We start from the raw sequence: 368 nt of genomic DNA, 5'->3' as shown, positions 1-368 counted from the left end.
CTCGATAAGTGGGTCATAGAGAACGCATTCATCCGCATTGCCGAGAAACTCAAAGAGCAGCAGCGCAGCCGGGTATTTATAAACCTAACGGCTCGCTTCTACCAAGATTCAGATGTGCTCAACTGGGTTTCCGATCAACTTAAAGCCTATCGAATCCCTGCAGACCTAATCGTTTTTCAGGCCAGCGAGTCAGATCTTAGTACCAGACAGGTCCAGGCAGAAGCCTTCCGGGCGGGACTAAAAAAGCTCGGCTGTAAATTCTGCATCAAGCATTTCGGCGTTTCTACCAACCGGGAATTGCTACGCAAGAAGCTTAAACCAGACCTGATAAAACTGGACGGTTCCTTTATACAAGATCTGAATAATTC

Annotated in this window: 1 protein-coding gene; it reads left to right on the top strand. The window is 47.3% G+C overall.

Annotated features, from left to right (window positions below):
- Positions 1 to 368: EAL domain-containing protein (locus tag QWI17_RS09835; protein WP_302722335.1), on the top strand; the 368-nt coding region annotated here is incomplete at both ends.

The sequence above is a fragment of the Gilvimarinus gilvus genome (assembly GCF_030518155.1).
In the GTDB taxonomy this organism is placed as follows: domain Bacteria; phylum Pseudomonadota; class Gammaproteobacteria; order Pseudomonadales; family Cellvibrionaceae; genus Gilvimarinus; species Gilvimarinus gilvus.
Note: the sequence above shows the minus strand (reverse complement) of the source record. Positions and strands in the feature narration are given on the sequence as shown.